Here is an 18,005-nt window from a genome sequence, read left to right as displayed (position 1 = left end):
GTTAAGTTCTTATCTATATAAAGTAAAATGGCCAACAAATTCACGATCATCTTCTTCACCACGTAATTTTATTACATACCAATAATCTCCTGTTGGTAGTTCTGTTTGTTGGTAAAGACCATCCCATGGATTATCATTAACACCCATTCTATATACTTCTCTACCATAACGATCAAATATGATAGTTAGTATTTCTGGGAAGGCTTCTTGGTTTTTTGGGAACCAAGTATCATTAAGACCATCGCCATCTGGTGTAAATACATTGGGTATATCAATATCTATAAATTCCATATAAATATTAGCAACAGATTCACAACCATTTTCATCTATAACGGTTACGGTATAAGTATCTGTACGGTTAATTCTAAACGTATTATCTGTACCATTATCTCTATCGCCCATGATAAAAGTGTATTCTTCTTTACCACCTGTTGCAATAGCTGTAATTTCATTTAGATTACGCTGTTCTAGAGATAATACTAAAGGCTGGTAATCTTCTATTACAAAATTAAAAGTTTGTACACATCCATTTGTGTGTGCTATTGCTATGTAATGTGTTCCTGGAGTAGAATTTCTAAAATCAGGATTTAATTGCATGTCATTTGGATTTGTAGAGTCTATAGCATATAAAACATCGCCTAAAACACTAGAATCTTCTAAGGTTATGTTTACATAATTTGTAGGTACATCTCCACTACACTCATAAACAGGAGTAATAGTTGCATTAAGGTTAACGCCAGGTTCTACATCTACAACAATATTGGTTTCACAGTTATTAACATCTCTTACAAAGATTAAATAGTTACCAGCAGCAAGGTTTGTAAAGTCTAAACGATCTTGTACAAAATCTGCTTCAGAATTAGAGTTTATTGCTGTTCTATAAGGACCATTACCACCATCTACAGTTAGTGTTATAGTACCATCTTCACTACCTACACATATTTCGGGTGTAGTAGTTGCTGTTGTAGTTAAGACTACTGGTTCTGAAATGGTATATTCTAAATATTCAAAACATCCATTTTGATCTTGTGCAATTACGCCATATAAACCAGGTGCTAAATCTGTAAAAGTATTTACACTATCAAATTGATTTAAATTTGGAGATATTGCGTATTGGTAAGGACCAACACCACCTTGCAATTCTACTGTTATAGTACCATCATCTTCCCCGTTACAAGTTACATCTGTAAAGTTATTTGTATCTATAACTTCCAAAATAGTAGGTTCTGTTATTTCTACACGTTGTGGTTCTGTAGTACAATCATCACTAGTAACATTAACAAAGTAGGTTCCTGCTGTTAATCCAGTAAACTCACCTTGATTTTGTGGTCCTGCCAATAAATCTGCAGGGTTTAAAGTAGAACCATTATAAGCACTATATAACTCATATCTATAGTTTCCTAAGCCGCCAGTAGCACTTGCAAAAATATTACCTGTATTATCCCCATTACAATTAACAAATGTGGATGTTTCAGGTTCAATTGTAAGTATCAAATCCTCAATAGGATCCTCTGTAATTGCATTAGACAATACAGCTTCACAACCATTAGCATCTCTTACATAATATTGGTATGTTCCTGCCCCTAAAACTGTAGGTGGTATAGGTAAGTTAACCGTGTTACCAACCATAAGAGTAAAGGTTACATTATCTATACTATACTCATACGTACCACTTAGACCACCAGTTGCAGAAAGTTGTAATTCTACACCGTCTTCACAAGTTAATGCTTGCGTTCTTATTAGTTGTGCACTAACCTCTGTTGGGTTTATAATAACTTGTAAAGGTGTTTCATCACTACATCCAAAATCGTCTGTAACAGTAATACTATAGGTACCAGCACTTAAACCAGTAAATGTAGGGTTACTTTGAGCAACAGATGTTTGTGTTATTGTTGTACCACTAGCATCATATACATTTAATTGATATTCATACACTGGTGTTGCAGGGAATGTTCTTACCGCTACACTTGCAGTGATAGTTGCTGTGTTTTCATTAAAACAAGTTAGAGCAGTTGCTGTTGCGCTTGCATCTATTACCTCTGGAGTTTGTAAAATAATCTCCGCAGGGAAATTTTGTATACAACCTACAGTATCTGTAATTTCTATGTCATACGTTCCACCTGCTAAACCTTCAAAAAGGAAAGCACTTACATTAGTTTGGGTGTTAGAATACCCTGTACCGTTACTTAATGTAATTGTAAAAGGTCCTTCACCACCTGTTGGATTTACTAAAATACTACCTTGATCATTACTACACGTAGGGTTCGCTTGTTCACTTGCATTTGGTGCAATAACTTCAGGTTCTGTAATACTAAAGAAACGTTCTGCCGCACAACCAGGATTAGTTTCCTGAGCAATACGTATTCTATAGTTTCCTGCTGCAAGAGCTATTGGCGCTGTTGTTGTATTTGGAGCCATTCCTGTTCCTGAAGTAATACTAGTATCATCTCCAGTATTTGTTGGAGTATTATTTGTATCAAATATTTCCCACTCAAAATTACCAGTATATACTGCATCGGTAACTTCTAAGGTTATTTGTCCACTATTTGTACCATTACAAACTACATTGTTAAGTATCGTAATTTCTGGTGTAAACGTATTAGGGTCTTCTACAATGTATTCTGTTTGCATAATACAGCCCGTAGAAATATTTCTAGCTTCAAATCTATGTACTCCTACATCTAAACCCGTAAACATATTAGAACCTTGGAAAGAACTAGCAGGACTAGTTATTTCTCTAAACTCATAATTTGTTGGGTTTGCCGTAGAGTTTGTAATACTACTTGTAGCATCTATACGAATATCGGTACCAGAACATATTATTTGTGTTGCTACTGGAACTACAGTTTGTAACTCATCAAAAGCAGCAATAGTTGTTGTAGTTGTACCTACACATCCATTATCATCATAGACGTTAATAGTATAATTACCACCAGCAAAGTTGGTTTCTGTATAACTATTATCTGTACCATTTTGCACTGTTGTTCCTGTAGTTGTATTTATAAACTCGTAACGAACAAAGTTTGTAGAACCACCAGTTTCTCCAGTAATTGTTATTGTTGGGTAATTTGTAACATTACCAGTAGTACAATTAAAGCTTACAGCTGTTGGTGCTGGAACAGTAATAACATCTGGTTGTGTTATAGTAGCTGTCTGTGTATCATCTGTACAACCATTAAAAGCCATTGCTCTAATAGTATAGGTAATACCAGGTGTTGTACCTCTTAAACCAGTAAATACTGCTGTTGTATTTGTATTACTTGTTGGTGTAATAGGAGAACCTATTGTAGCACCATCGCCATCTATAATAGTAAATGTGTATGGTCCTACGCCATTATCTAGAACACTAACATTTATAGTACCATCACTATCATTATTACAAGTAACATTAGTAGAAGCATCTACAGAAGCTTCTGGATAAATAATATCTACCAATTCTCTATCTATAGTTTTTACACAAAGGGTTACATTATCTGTAATACTAAATGTATAGGTACCAACTTGTGTTAAGTTTGTAAATGAAGCAGAAGTTGCAGTACTACTCGTTGGAGCAATTACATTAGGTACACCATCTATATGGGTAATAGTATAGGTATATGAACTTCCTTCACCACCTGTTTGTGTAACATCTATAGAGCCACCAGAATTACAATCAATAGCTTTAATAATATCTGTTTGTGGTGCTATGTCTTCGTAAAGAGTAACAGCCGTTGTAGTTGTTAATGTACAACCCCATTGGTCAGTTACAGTTACAGTATATGCACCAGCTCCTAAACCAGAGAATGTGGTTGTAGTTTGTTCCGCTCCAAAAGGAGTACCATCTTTTATAAGTTGGTAGCTATAACCGTTTCCTTGACCACCAGAAACTGGGTTTGGACTAGGAGTTCCTGTAACTTCTATAACACCATCAAAGTTTGTACAATTTTCTTGTGTAACATTTAATTGCGCTACAATTGGTGTTGGATTATTTAATACAACATCAGTTAGTTGTTCTGTACATTCTTCTTCATCTATAATCCAAACTTCATAAGTACCAGCACTTAAATTATCAAACACAGGGTCACCTATATAATTTGCTGCGTCACTAGTACCCGTTGCTGGTGGTGCTGTAGTATTAAATACTAAGTATTCATAACCACCCCATCCGCCAACAGGATTAATAATTTCTATAATTCCGTTATTTGTTGGGTTACACGTTATTTCTGTAACTGTTCTATCCGCACTTAAAGTAGCATCTGGCCCAGCAATACTAAAGTCTGCTCTGTTTTCACAATCCGGGTTGCTGTCTTGTGTAATAATAACATAGTAGTCACCAGCACCAAGATTAACCGTAGGTGTTGGCCCAAGGTTAGGGTGGTTTACTGAAGCTGTTACAGGAGTATTAGTTACTTGTTCAAATACTCTATAGTCAAATCCATCAGTATAGGTAGCATCTGTAATAGAAAAGTTTACAGCACCAGTATTGGTTCCAAAACAGATTACATCACTAGTTTTATCCACTACAATATCAAAAGTATTAGGATCTGTAATTATTTGCGAAGCATTTAAAATACAACCAGTATCTACATGTCTTATAATAAAATTATGCGTACCAATGCCTAAACCAGGGAATATATTAGAAGGTTGGTAAGTTGTACCACCATCTATACTAAATTCATATTTAGTAGCATCGCTATTTGAAGAAGTTACTGTTATAGTTACCTCCCCATCACTACCTGGTGTACAAGTAATGTCGTTACTTGTTGCAGTTGTAGCTGTTAATAACTCATCATAAGCCTCTATAGTTGCAGTGGCTGTACCAAGACATCCATTATCATCATAAACATTAATGGTATAATTACCTCCTGCAGTATTTGTTTCTGTATACGTTGTAGAAGTTCCAGTTTGTACTGGGTTAACTAAGTCTAGGTCATTAAAAAATTCATACCTAACATAATTTGTAGAACCACCAGTAACAGAAGCTACTGTTATAGAAGCACTGTTTTGGTTATTACCATTACCAGGAGTACAAGTAAATTCTACCACAGGATCTAAAGTAACCGCCATAGCAATTGGTTCATTAACTATAATAGAAGTACTATTTGTAGGGCAATTATTAGTTGCACTATCTGCAGTAACTGTAATTATATAACCAGCTGCTGTTGTAGTTGGAGCTAATCCTGTAAATGTTGCAGAAGTAGCAGTAGTACTTGTTGGAGCAATAGAAACCGCAGCACCATCTAGGCTAGTAATTTCAAACGTATAATCTCCAATTCCATTATTTACTACGCTTGCAGTAATAGTACCATCATTAGCAGTGTTACAAGTAACATCAGTTGGCGTTATAGTATCAAATATTGGTTCTAATCTTGGTGCTATTTCCACAGGGAAAGTGGTAGCAGGACAAGATGGTGTGTTTACATCATAAATAGAAACAGTATATGTTCCTGGTGCTGATGCTAAATTCCAAACCGTACTATTTGCTGGAGAAGGTAAAGCTGTTAATCCTTGATTTACCGGACCAGAAATTTCATAGGTAAACGAACCAGAACCTCCAGTGGCAGATATTGTAATTTCTGCATTAGGTGATGCGGTACAATCTAATAATTTTGTTGGTGTTGCACTAGCAGAATAGCTAGGATAAATAGTAATATTTTCCGTTTCTCCACAGCCATTAATATCACTAATTTCTATAGTTTGTGCAGCTCCAGAACTTAATCCTGTAACTGTATATTCGTTACTTCCATTAAAAGTAATATTTTGATAAGCAGCACCATTTACACTTAATCTATATGGAGATACTCCTGCTTGATCTAATGTAACTACTACTTCAAAATTTCCTTCTGTTGCACATTCATCAACTAATGCTAATGATATTTCTGGAGTAGAATCTGTAGGTAGATTGATGGTGTTAAATTGTATACAACCGTATGCATCTTTAACATATACATCATAATCTCCACCCTCTACATTAAAAGTATTATTTGATGTTCCTGCCCAAGTTAAAACTGTAGGAGTGGTGCTTCCTGTTGGTAAAATTTGATATTCATAAGGAGCTGTACCAAATTGTCCTGTTGCAGTAATAACCCCTGCATTAACATTACAATTATCATTTTTAGTAACTACTGGAGTTACATCTAATAGGTTTACAGATTCTCTAATCGTAAAGTTTCCTCCGTGTACTGTACAACCAGGATATGCTCCACCTACTTCAGAAAGTAATAAATAATACTCTCCAGGTGCTAAGGTTGCAAAATTATCTACTGTCCTTGCTCCTGTTGGTGGATTTACAGGGGATGATCCTGTTATTCCTGTAGAAATATTAGATTGTAAATTAAATATTTCATACCCTACAGCAGTAGCTCCTACATCATAATTATCAAAAGTGAATGATATATTACCGTCTGCAGAACCTGTACAAGTTACATTATTAACAGCATCTAGAGTAGCCGTCATGTTTGATGGCGTATCTATAGGTAATGCCGAGGTTTCAAAATAATAACATTTAGTAGTTGTATCAAAAACTACGAATGTATAAGTTACACCAGGGTTTAATCGTATTCCGTTTGCAATGCTAGAAAAAGTTGCAGTACTTCCACCTGGCACGTCTGGATTGACATAATTAGTAGAGTAAGGTGGGCTATAGGTTTCTAAAACAGCAAATTCATAACTACCACTACCCACAGCAGCATCTACAGTAACTACTGCAGTTCCACCGTCTGCACAATTTGCAGTTGAGGTACTTACATCAATATCCAAATCGTTTGGTGGGGATGCTATAATTTCTGTACTAAAAGCAGCGCAGCCATTAGCATCTACAATATCAATTTGGTAAATACCAAAAGATAAAATAGTAAAAGTATGGTCTCTATTTCCAGGTGTTGTATTATACGTTTGTGTTGGAATACCATTATTTGCAGTTAAATAGTAGGTATATTCTGCTGTACCTCCAGTAATTGCACTAATTGAAATTTCTCCAGGCGTTGTATTATTACTTGGGTCTGTCCCTGTATTATCACACTGAATAGGGACACTTGTTGCTGTATAGTTAATTACATTTGGTTCTGTAATTGTTTCTGTTTCTGTTACAAAACATCCTTTTGCATCGGTTACTGTAACTTCATACGTACCAGCAGCAAGACCAGAGGTTTGTGTTCCATATACTGTTCCTGTAGTAGTATTAACCACATTTATTGAATAAGGTGCTAAACCAACACTTGTATCTATAACAATTTCTAGAGCACCAGAATCATCACCATTACAATTTAAATTTGTAGGAGTAATACTTGTAATTACTGGGGTATCTGCTGGGGTAACTACTACTTCATTAGTAATAAATGTACATACCGTTGGTGCAGTAGTATCTGTAATTCTAAAGAAATAAGATCCTGCAGTATTGGTGTTGTAAACATTTGCCGTAAACCCTGTAGTATTCCAAGGGCCTGCGTTTGTAGTGCTCCACTCATATATGTATGTTCCAGAACCGCCATCAGCATCTATTGTTATAGTTGCATCTGCAGTACAGGTTAAATCTGGCTGTAATATTGTCGTAGCGGTTAATTGGTCATTCAACGTTACAGTTTGTTGCGTTGCTGCACATCCATAACCATCTCTAACATCAACAGTATAGGTACCATTTGCAAGATTAGTAAAAGTATGGGATGTTGTTCCTGGTGTTACCCAAGGAGCACCATCTAAACTAAATTGGAATCCACCATTACCAGGTAAAGAGGTAATATCTACGAAAATAGTACCATCATTAGCTCCAGAATAACAAGCAGTACCTTCTGCTGTAAACGTTGGGTTAATTGGAGCAGCTATATTTATAGCAGTATCAATAGGGTCGCTACAGTTATTTATATCTCTTGCAACCACAATATAGTCACCAGCAGCAAGGCCAGTAAAAATAGTATTGTTACCGTTATTTATGAACTCATAACCAACAATTGGTGTTCCACCATTATCTTCTAATTGGTACACGTATGTTGGTGTACCCCCAGAAGCAGAAGCAGTAATTGTAGCCCCTGTATTGTTACATGTAAATTCTTCTGTAATACTTGCAGAAGCAACAACAGGTGCTGGCTCTGTAAGTGTTTGTGTTATTGTAATAGAACATCCTGTAAGCGGACTAACATTTGCCGCGTTTGTAACATCTCTAACTTCAATAGAATAATTACCTGCAGCTAAAGAGTTAATAGTTTCTGGAGTAGTAAATGGCCCTACAAAAGGCGCACCATCAAGACTATATTCATATCCTCCAGTTCCAAAATTGTTGGCAGAAATGGTAATAGTACCAGAACCGTCTGTATTACAATTTAAATTTGTAAAAGCATCAATAGCAGCTTCAAAAGCATTACCATTTTCTATGGTAACATTAGAGTCTGTAGTACATTCTCTACCATAATTAATAGAAATAGGATACGTACCTACCGCTACATTATTAAAGACATTAGTAGAAACATAAGCACTACCACCTAAGCTGTATGTATACGTAGCATCTGCAGGTAAAATATTTACGTTTGCAGTACCATCACAATTATATTCTAAAGTTGTTGTAATTGTAGGTTCAGTTGGAAGAGGATCAATAACAATATCCGCAAGTGTTAATGTACATGTTGTAGCATTTGCATCTCTTACTTGAATAGAGTACGTGCCGTCTGTTAAACCAGTAAATGTATGTCCGCCTGTTGTAGAAGCAGTCCAAGAACTTCCATTAATACTATATTGGTAGTCACCAGAACCACCATCTGTAGCAGTAACACTACCTACAGTAATTTCTCCATCTACCAAACAAGTATAGTTTTGTGTAAGAACGGCCTCAGCAGTTAAAACATCGGTTTCTGTAATTTCAAAAGAATTTGCTAATTCACAATCGTTAGCATCTTTAATTCTTATTGGGTATATACCAGCTGCAAGATTATTAAAAGTTGCTGTAGTAACATAATTAGCTCCATCGTCAATACTATATTCATAAGGAGCTTCTCCTCCTGTAACAGCAAGAGCTATAGAACCGTTAGTATCTCCAAAGCAAAGGTTGTGAACAAGAGTTTCCGTAATATTTAAAGCAGGATCTTGTGCAATGTTAATATCAAATACGGCTTCACAAAAATCTGTTGCACCAGACTTATCTCTTACATACACATCATAATCCCCAATTGCAGGAGCAGTAATAATGTTAGAAGGATTAAAGTCACCAGGAGCAGGTGTTGCAGCATTAGCAACAAGAGCGTATACATAATTCCCATCCCCGCCATCGGCAGTTATAGTAATGTCTGTACTAGTAGCACAAGCCGTAATATTTTCTGCAGAAGCAGTTACGGTTACTTGTCTGTTAATAGTTACGGTTTGTTGTGCAGCAGCACATCCAAAGCTATCTCTAACATCTATAGTATATGTACCGTTAGATAAGTTGTTAAATGTATAGGACGTATTAGTAGCAGGATTTGGTGTTACCCATGGGTTACCCTCTATACTAAATTGGAAACCACCATTACCTGGAACAGAAGTAACATCTACTTGAATAGTACCATCACTATTACCAGAATAACACAATATTGGTTCTGCCGTAAAAGTTGGATTATTAGGAGCAACTACTGTAAGGACAGTATCAAAAGCGTCTTCACAAGTGTTAAGGTCTGTTGCTTTTACAATATAATCGCCAGCAGCAAGTCCAGAGAAAATAGTATTGTTTCCATTAGTAGCGTAATCGTATGTAGCAATTGCGTTACCAGAAGTGTCTTCTAATTGGTAAACGTATGTTGGCGTACCACCAGTTGCACTAGCAGTAATTGTTGCACCAGTATTGTTACATGTAAATTGTTCTGTAATTGAAGCAGAAGCAACTACTGGAGTAGGCTCTGTAATGTCTCTTGTTACAGAAATTTCACAAGAATGATCATCTGCTCTTCTAATTAAAACAGTTTGTGTACCAGCTCCTAAAACAGCGGCAGTGGTAACAGGAGAACTTGTAGAGTTTGTAAAAGTTGTCCAATTATCTGTAGAATAGTCAAAACCATCTGTAGCATCAAAATTTTCAACTTCAAAAGTAATAGTACCATCTGTTAAACCATTACAACTAACATTGGTAGAACCTGTTGCTGTTGATGCAAAAGCATTACCTGGCTCTATGCTTATAGGTGTGTTTATAGAAAGCTCACAAATTTCTGGTGTTTGTGTAACTAAGATATCATCTATAGCTACATCACTACCGTTAATTACACTTCCTGTTGATGTAATAACCAAGTTTAAAGAGGTATACGCACCTGGGTTTAATGCTATTTCATATTGTCTCCATAATTCTTCTTCTGGCATAAAACCAGTATTTGCAGAGCCAACCAAAGTATTTGTTGAAGGGTCTCTAAGTTCTATAGTTAAATTAGGATCACCTATGTCACGAATCGTTCGAACTAAATTTATTGCCCATAATGATATGTTTAAATCTTGATTTGGTATTATATCATTTATTTCTTTTTGATATATAGTTGCTCCATCAGCTACTGCTCCTAGGTTTATAGCTAAATAACGCCCTTCTGTGCTTCTATCACCAGTCGTGTGGTCTACTGGACTAAACCATGCGGTAAAAGGATTTTCAATATTGCTAGTTACTGCATACTCATAGTCATTTAACTGGGTTTCGTTTGTACCCGAACCATCTCTTGGCGACCCACTAGGTATACCATCTGGTAACTGACTTTCATAATAATACAATGCTGTTGAAGTATTTGCATTTGGAATAGTTGGTCCATATCCAAAATCTTCTACCAATAAAACAGCTGCTGTTGGCGGTGTTTGTGGTACATAATTAGTGGTAATCACATAGTCTCCAATAGGTAAATCATTAAACGTATTACTTGTTGGGTCTGGAGTGTTTAATACTCCATCTAATTCATATGTATAGTTATAGGTTGTAATGTCTGGTGTTACGGTAATATTACCTGTACCACTACAGTTGTAATCTACGGTTGGTGTTAAGGTTACTATTGGTCTTGCTGGTAAACCTTCTACCTCTATTGTCATAGGAAAGTCACAAGAAGCATCACGAGCAATTAAGTTGTAAGTTCCTGGCATTAAAATTGCTGTTTGGCTTCCACTAAAAGTAGCACCACCATCAAAACTAAAGCTATATGGAGGCGTACCACCAACTACATTAGTAATACGCACTTCTGCCCCATTAGATGGGTCACAAGAAACATCTCTAGAAACACCCGCAGATGCACTAAAAGGGAATGGCTCTGAAAGAACATATGGCGGTTCGCTAACATCACAACCAGAACTATCTGTAACTCTAATGTTGTATGTTCCTGCTGTTAATCCTGCAAAAGTTGCAGTTCCTTGCGTTGTTACACCATCATCTATACTATATAAAAATGGACCAACACCACCAGAAATATTTATGGTTAAAGACCCATTAGCATCTCCACTACAAGAAGGTTGTACCTCATCTATACTTGTAATAGACATGGTGCCGTTATCTAATATTGTTGTAGCACTTGAGAATGCTGTACAACCGTTATCATCTATAAGAATAAATTCATAACTACCGTCTTCTCCTGGTGTATATGTACGTGTTTCATTGCCATCTTCATCAATTGTTGTTACCCAACCAAAAGAAAAAGTTGTTGTTGTTTGGTATGCATCTGCAGGAATATCGGAAACGTCTGAATATAAATCTACACCGTCTTTACTCCATATAGCAAAACCATAACTAGGGTTTGGAAAACCACCATTTGGTGTTAAAGTTATTGTTCCTGCTGTACAACCAATATTTTGTGTTGTTACTGCTGATAAGGTTGGGTCTGGAATTCTGTTTACCGTTATATTTTGAGAATTAAAACATCCATCTCCTGTAGAGGTTTCTACAATATAATCTCCAGGAACAACATCAAAAGAATGTGTGTTATCTGGTTGCGCCGTCTCATCATCAATTATTGTACCGTCACTTCTTCTAAGTACATAAGTATAATCTGGTTCTACATTTAAAACAGAAATATCTATGGATCCATTAGAATTACAATTTGCAGAAGTAGTTGTTATTTCTACCTGAAAATCTCTGTCTCTAATTCCTATTTCTGGAGTACTAAAGATACACGCATTTGGGATTGGGTTTCCAGAATTATCTAGTTGAACCACTTCTACTCTATAGGCACCATTGCTAGTAAAGCTAAAATTTGGGCCATTATTAGCACTAAATGGTATTTCTACGGTGTTTGGTGTTGTAGAAACATTAATTAATTGGTAACCGTAGCCACTATTTGGGCTTGTTATTCTTATGTTCCCTGGAGTAGTACAAATAACATCATTACTAGTATATTCTATATCTAGCGTATTTTGAAATACATTAAAATAGAATCTATTAAAACAACCATTTTGGTAGTTTACTACTAATCTATATTTTCCTGGAGTATTAACATCATAACTGTTTCCAGTACTAACTTGGCTCCATGTACAGGTTAAATTTTTGTTGGCGCAATCATCGCCGGCCGGGTCACAACTACCTTCATTTAATTGTTCCCAAACTATACTTTGTGCATCTAAGATATTTACTTGTAGTAACTCAGAATCTGCAATACCACATAAGAATATTTTTGGGAGCATATCTCCATCGACACTACATTGTACTATTTCTCCTTGAATATCATTAGTAGCATCTGCATCACCATTTACAGTATTAAAATAATCTATAATTGGGTTTACCGTATTATCTCCAAAACGTTCTACGGTTATGTATTCTCTAAAACCTTTACATGGCGCTGGTATTATCTTATCTACCATATAAAAGCCAGCTTCTGTTACAATGATCGTGCTTAGGTCATTATCAGGGTTACCGTCATTTAATACGGTATCTACCCCTGGGTCTATTTGGTTATTGTTGTTTTCATCTCTATACCAGATATAATCATCAAAATTGTCTCCAGCATCTAGTACTACATCATCCCCACAAAGCTGTACGGTACGTGTAAAATTACAATCCGATAAATCGTCTAATAAAAAGTTTGTTGCTCCTGGTGTAGTAAACCCACAGTTATCAAAATCGGTTACACTTGGATCATCAGAAATTACGTTGTCATTAATTACACCAGAATAGGTAGAATAGGCTAAATTTTGAATTAAATCGGTACAAGCATCAATAAAATCGAAACAGTTTTCGGCCACCCTTACCCTCATTCTTATAGAATAAATAGGGTCATTTTCGTTTACTAAGTTGTCTGGAATATCAAAAACAACAGTTCTTGTTGCTGGGTTATATGTATATGTTACACCAGTAGGTAAATCAAAATTACTCTCATCTAGAGTTACATTTATTGGTAAAATATCGGTAATAGTATAGTGCGAATTTGGGTCTCCTGAAATAGGCCCTGTAGCATGATCATTACCAATATTTTGAAAAGACAAAACATAATCTAATACTTGTCCTAAGTTTACACCAAGGCCAGTAATATCATTACCGGCTATATCTTCTACCTTTTTTTCTAGAACAATTTCTGGTTCTATAATTTCTATATTAAAGGAGTTAAAAAATGGATAGTATTGGTCACCGTTAGTCCTAAATTGAAAAGTAGCAGCGGTTTCGTTATTTGGAATAACAGAATTACCTAGATTTCTTAGTTCAAAAATATCGGTATCATATCCTAATGTATTTGAACTATTTGGATTTCTATTTGTAGTAAGATCACCGTCTAAAGTTATATCACTATTAAAAAAGTTATTAGGGTTTATCTTATCACTAACTTCTCTTACCAAACTAAACCCACCTCCACTAGAAGCAGCTCTAATACGCATTTGATCTCCGCCAATAGAAAAATCTCCTTCTAAAGCTCCTGCACCTATTTGAGCTTTTACAGAACCTGCTGGTATGGTGGTAAAACCACTATAATTAATTGGAATAGAACTTGTTCCTGTTACTCTTGCAAAACCATCAAAAGTGGTAATTAATTTACCAGACATGGTTGGGTTTTCATATACAATAACAAGGGTCCAACCTGCAGCAGAACCCCCGGTAAAACCATTACCAAGTGTTGCTCTAACATCTGCTATTGTATACTCTCCTTCTGGGTTTGCCAAAGGAGTTATTAATGATGTAACATCTGCATAACAAGCATAAGGGCTATTTGCCCTTGTTTGTGTGTTTGTAAAACCGTCAAATAAAATTTCTCCAGTAACTGGAACATAATTTCCATTAGGAACCTTAAATTGTATTTGATTAAAATCTGTTCTTCTATTTGTACCAGGTGTTTGCCCGCCTATTTCACTAGGATACGTAGCGGACCAATAAAGACCAGCATATCGTATTAAATTACAGTTAGGGTCTGGAAAAGTAAAGGTTGCAGAACTAGAACTAAATGTAGATGCATCTGTATCTACATCTATATACTGCATGTTTTTAAAATCATTATAATTATAAAACCCACCAGTTTCTGCATTATAATAATCTGGAGGTCTTTGGTTATTAGGAACTCTAACATTTTGGTTGTTATAAGCATCATTTGGGGTTGTTGTTGCAGTTCCCTGATCCCTATTTAGAATATTGTTACTTATAAAGGTTAAATCTCCTTTTAAATTATTTTGATACCTATAGGTGTTACCTCCTCCATAATCTCTTGTAAAGGATCTGTATTCCTGAGAAAATCCAGAAAATCCTATAGTTAGTAGGAAAATAATTAAAACTAGTAGGTTTGGTTTCTTAAAAGTAATGGCTTTCATTTGGTCACATCTTATGTTTTGGCAGAATTCCCAAATATCCTAGAAAACAGATTCTATTGAATTTGGGGATTTTACTAAAACAAATATTAACTATATATATGATGTGTAGAATTTTATGTTGTAACATTCGCTTTTATTGTTGTGAAAGCACATTTATGTAATGTTACAATGAGGGTAAAACCCTTACTTTAATACGCGTTTTAAGCTTTTCTTTTTAATTAAAAAGGGATAATTTGCCTTAATTTTAAGGCTTATTTTTCTTAAAAAATGCCCAAATTTTGATTGTTTTTCAAGCAAATGAATATTAAATTTAAGCGTAATTTTGTGTGTATTTTACTATTTTAAGGACTAATAAATTTCTCAGTTTAAAAAATATTCGTGTAAAGAGTTTACCAATTTTCATGAAAATTTTAGGGATATAATTTTTCTACTTTTCTTAGTTCTTCCTAATAATTTTCTTTTTTAAATAATTAGAATTTTTCTTAACGGAAAGTTTCAAATTTTATACAGGATACTATTTATATTTTTTTATGTCTAGTTTACATTAAAACTACTATTAGAATTGGCATTTTCTAATTGAATTTTTTTAGAATATGTAATGAAAAAAACTACTAAAACAATGCTATAGATTGTTTACTAGTTTTTAATTTTTTTTGTTCTCTAATTTTAAATCAATTCATTATTAAGATTTGTGAACTACAAACAAATACAATTATAAATTTTTAATTAGAGGTTAGTAGATAAATACGTAACAGTAAACTACCCCGGGGCAAGCCCACGAGGCATTTCTTAGGAAGCTAATTTTTATTTCGAGGCAAGCCTCGGAGTATTTAAATCTCGATTATCGAGTAAATATCTTCAACGGATTGAAATTATGTCTTTAATAAAAAGATTAACATTGTCAGTTCGAGCGGAGTCGAGAACTATTCGTTAGTTCTCAATAGACTTTGATTTCGCTCCCCTAATATTTACAAAAAATTTGAGCTGTAATTAGGTAACGATCTAACTACTTCTATTTTTAATTAATCCATTGCTTAACAAATTTTACATAACACATTAGTATGTTTTACATATTTGAAGAGTTTTTTTGTTTTTCAGAAATGAATTTTATTTTATAATCTATTCTTAATTTTTTTCTAGGAACCGGTCTTAGTTTTGCTCCAATATTTTTTTGATAAATAATTTACACAAAATCTTCTTCTCTATTCACTCTCATAATCCACATTTTATCATCATAAGAATCATTTAATTTAGAGTAGTATGATATTAATGCATTATTCCAAGACTCATGTCTTTTTAAATAAACGTAACGGTATTTATTCTCTGGATTAATAAAATAACTTGCATTTAATCCGTATGAATTTAATAGTTTAACAAATCTATTTGCGTTGTTAGGGTTTGCAAAAACATTTGCAATTATGTAGTATCCAGAATTTGCACCATCTATAACATAGGTTTTAGGCGTTGGTTCTGCATTAGCAATATTATCTTTTACAATAACATTAGTCTGTAAATTATCTGTATCATATTTAGAAGATTTCTCTTTTAATTTATCTACATTACTTGCATAAGCTTCGTTACTATACTTATTGTCTACATTCATTATCCAAAGCTTACCATCGTAATTTCCGTTTAAATTACTTTTATACGCTTCTGCAGCTTCATCCCAAGAATCGTAACGTTTTAAATACACATATTTAAGTCCGTTATTTTGGTTATCTATATAATCTGCATTAAAACCTTTATCTTCTAGCTTGTTTAAAAATTTATCTAAATATTGGCCACCTTTATACACATTTGCAATAACATAATACCCATCTTGTACACCCTCTAAATTTTTAAACTTTCGGCTTTTTATAGGCTCTTGTGTTGGTGTTATTGCAGCATAATCTCTTTGTTGCGTATTATCTCTTGTACTTTCTGGTTGTATTGTTTTAATATCTTTAGTTTTTGTAGAAGTTGGTTCTACATTTGCTATAGAAGAATTTGAGTTATACGTATTCTCTTTTTCTTTTATAGTAGTATTTTTATTTGGCGTACCAGTTGTATAATTTGTTTGCTTGGTATTTGTAGTGTTTTGTGCTACACTTGGTTTATCTCTACCAGTATAAAATAAGTCTTTGGCTCTTTTTTCTACGTCAGGTCTTTGGCCATTAGTTTCACTACGAACCATTTTCATAACTAAGTTAAATCTTCTTTCAAGATCTAATTGTCTGTTTGCTTCTAAAGAATCTTGCTTAAACATAAGTTCTGCAAGTACTTCATCATTTTCTTCTAATTTCTTTTTAAGTGCTTCTAACTCATCATTTTTAACTAAGTCTTCAGCTTTTATTTCTGAGTTGTCCGCTAGTTCTTCTTCATAATCGTCCTCTAACATTACACGATCTTCTGTAAGATTAGGTGTAAAAGAATATGCAAAAGAAATTTCATGCGTTACTCCAAGGTTATCAAAATCTGTGCTTAGACCTTTTTCCATGGTATACCCAAGAGATATTCTTCTATTAATATTAAAACCAATACCTGCAGATGCTCCATAAAAAGTATCATAACCACCTTGTACCCATCCTAATTTAGGTAGATCTAACAATAAACTACCGCCAAGCTCTACATCTTCTTCTCCTTGCATTTTTACTCTTGCTAAAGGCATAAGTCTTGCGTTTTCCATTATACCAGCAGAGTTTTTAAACCGATGAGTATATTGTAAATGACCAGAATAGGTTTTGTCTTTAAATTCTGTAAGTGTTTCGCTTGTTTTTAAATTATAATCAAAAAGGTTTTCTGCAAAAACACCCACATCAAAATTACCGTAAGAAATATTAAACCCTGGTTGAAAAGAAAGTACGTTACTATCTTCTGTCCCGTTTAATCTAAAATCATTAACATCAACAACATCTACATTATTTCTATTTAAACCAGAACTATAGTAGGCAAGGTTTGCACCAAATGTAAAATTACTTTTATCACTTAATTTTATACCATATGCATAATTTGCTAAAACACCTATATTAGATAAAGGCCCAACTTTTTGTGAATATAAACTTAACCCTAAACCACTACGGTCTCCCATTCTACCACTATAACTTAAAAAGTATGTTTGCTCGTTATCTTTAAATTGTACCGACTGGTTTCTGTGTAATAAATTTATGTACGATTTATCTTCCTGTACTGTTGAAAAGGTAGGATTTATTAAAAAACGATTATATTTTAATAAGTTCTGTGGTGCTACTTTATATGGCAAAATAGGGTCGTCTTCTTGTGCATTTACTGCTGTAAATGATAAGAAAGCTAAAAGTAGTAGGCTGGTTAATTTTTTTAGTTTCATCTTG

At 34.4% G+C, this 18,005-nt stretch carries 2 protein-coding genes; both read right to left on the bottom strand.

Annotated features, from left to right (window positions below):
• Positions 1-9: 9 nt before the first annotated feature.
• Positions 10-14,679, bottom strand: a complete 14,670-nt coding sequence (locus CLV91_RS04395) for a T9SS type B sorting domain-containing protein (protein ID WP_121064356.1) — start codon at positions 14,677-14,679, stop codon at positions 10-12.
• Positions 14,680-15,862: 1,183 nt separating this feature from the next.
• On the bottom strand, positions 15,863-18,001 hold the full coding sequence (locus CLV91_RS04390) for a PorP/SprF family type IX secretion system membrane protein (protein ID WP_121065716.1): 2,139 nt from the start codon (positions 17,999-18,001) through the stop codon (positions 15,863-15,865).
• Positions 18,002-18,005 lie beyond the last annotated feature (4 nt).

The organism is Maribacter vaceletii, from assembly GCF_003634105.1.
Lineage (GTDB): Bacteria > Bacteroidota > Bacteroidia > Flavobacteriales > Flavobacteriaceae > Maribacter_B > Maribacter_B vaceletii.
This window is presented reverse-complemented; position numbering and strand designations above follow the sequence as displayed.

Coding starts and splice junctions, on each gene's coding strand:
- CLV91_RS04395 (WP_121064356.1), bottom strand. CDS start 14,679: ATGAAAGCCATTACTTTTAAGAAACCAAACCTACTAGTTTTAATTATT.
- CLV91_RS04390 (WP_121065716.1), bottom strand. CDS start 18,001: ATGAAACTAAAAAAATTAACCAGCCTACTACTTTTAGCTTTCTTATCA.